The sequence below is a fragment of the Undibacterium sp. Di27W genome (genome assembly GCF_049340345.1).
Classification (GTDB): domain Bacteria; phylum Pseudomonadota; class Gammaproteobacteria; order Burkholderiales; family Burkholderiaceae_D; genus Undibacterium.
The window spans coordinates 1-336 of record NZ_JBMPOS010000137.1 but is presented as its reverse complement, the minus strand read 5'-3'; the positions used below and the strand labels follow the sequence as shown (position 1 = coordinate 336).

1 protein-coding gene is annotated in these 336 nt (G+C 45.2%); it reads right to left on the bottom strand.

Features of this window, described 5'->3' with window-relative positions; all coding sequences use genetic code 11:
• The coding region (locus ACO0LF_RS31640; RefSeq protein ID WP_423021402.1) for a DUF4142 domain-containing protein at nt 1-293 on the bottom strand (293 nt) is incomplete at its 3' end.
• Nucleotides 294-336: the final 43 nt, after the last annotated feature.

Below are 336 nucleotides of genomic sequence, written 5' to 3'. Positions count from 1 at the left end.
ACTTTTTTACTATTGGCCAACTGCTTTAATTCATCCGCTACTTTGGAATGATCTGTGACCATTTGATCGGCAAATTCTTTGACAGACGGTGAAGAAGCTTTACGCGTGGCATCTTTGCTCGCTGTAATTTCTGTTGCGCCCGCATGCGCGGCGTCCACCATGAATTTCTTATCAGCCGCGCTAACTGAGTCAGCTGCGTAGACTACTGGGACAGCAGATATTGCCAGCAAAGAGGCGGCAGCAATAATGCTACATGCCCGCATAGGCTTTTCAAATTTGAAATCGATTTTCATAATTGACCTCCAGAAGAAGAGAACCGAGTGTATCTATCACTTA